This window comes from Brevibacillus reuszeri, assembly GCF_002897295.1.
Taxonomy (GTDB): domain Bacteria; phylum Bacillota; class Bacilli; order Brevibacillales; family Brevibacillaceae; genus Brevibacillus; species Brevibacillus reuszeri_A.
In genome coordinates, this window is the sequence record NZ_BEXF01000112.1 from 1 (window position 1) to 789 (window position 789).

Consider the following 789-nt stretch of genomic DNA (forward strand, 5'->3'; position numbering starts at 1 on the left):
CCGTCTCCTACGAAATTGCGCCTGCTCCAGACGAGTCCCATAAAACGCACGCCCAGTTCATAGAAAATTCGGAGCAAGCTAAGGTCGTTGTACAGCGGGTCGGCTCCTTCAAGAGAGAGAACAAACCCGATTTTCCCTGCCTTTTTCGCAGCATTGATATCGTCCACACTTTTACATACCATGATTTTGTCCGGTGCCTCATCTGCCTCTGCGTGAAGCGCGCTGATTTGCTGAAGCGCTTTTCGCAGCCCCATCTCTGGCAAAAATTTGCTCTCGATATAAATGGCAGCGACGATGGTCTGCACACCACCTGCCAAAAAGCCAGGCAAATAATCCGATACAATCACGTTTTTTCTACCGTTCTCCCGCTGAATGGCCACATCCAGCAGCAGATCAAAATGAGCATCAATCATATGTGTCATACGCCGTGTTTCTCTCCTATTATATGGCTTGTTTTTCTCTATCTCTGAAATCTCTTACGCTTCCCTTGTTTTATCGCAAATTCTCAGGATTTAGTGGTTCCAGCTCCGGCAGCACGAAGCGGCCATCTTTGCGGACCAGCCGATCATCGAACCAAATTTCCCCTCCGCCGTACTCCGGTCGTTGGATCATGACCATGTCCCAGTGAATGTTGGAATTGTTTCCGTTCGAAGCATCGTCATAGCATTGTCCCGGTGTGAAATGGAAGCTGCCATCAATTTTTTCGTCGAACAAAATGTCCTTCATCGGTTCTCGTATGAAAGGATTGACGCCGATCGCAAACTCGCCAATATAGCGTGCTCCTTCATC

General features: G+C 48.4%; 2 protein-coding genes. Both read right to left on the reverse strand.

Annotation, left to right across the window (positions count from 1 at the left end; translation table 11 throughout):
* The coding region (locus C3B52_RS35690; RefSeq protein WP_201264991.1) for a dipeptidase at nt 1-422 on the reverse strand (422 nt) is incomplete at its 3' end.
* A 70-nt stretch (nt 423-492) separates the two neighbouring features.
* Nucleotides 493-789: aminopeptidase (locus C3B52_RS35695; protein WP_164685088.1), on the reverse strand; the 297-nt coding region annotated here is incomplete at its 5' end.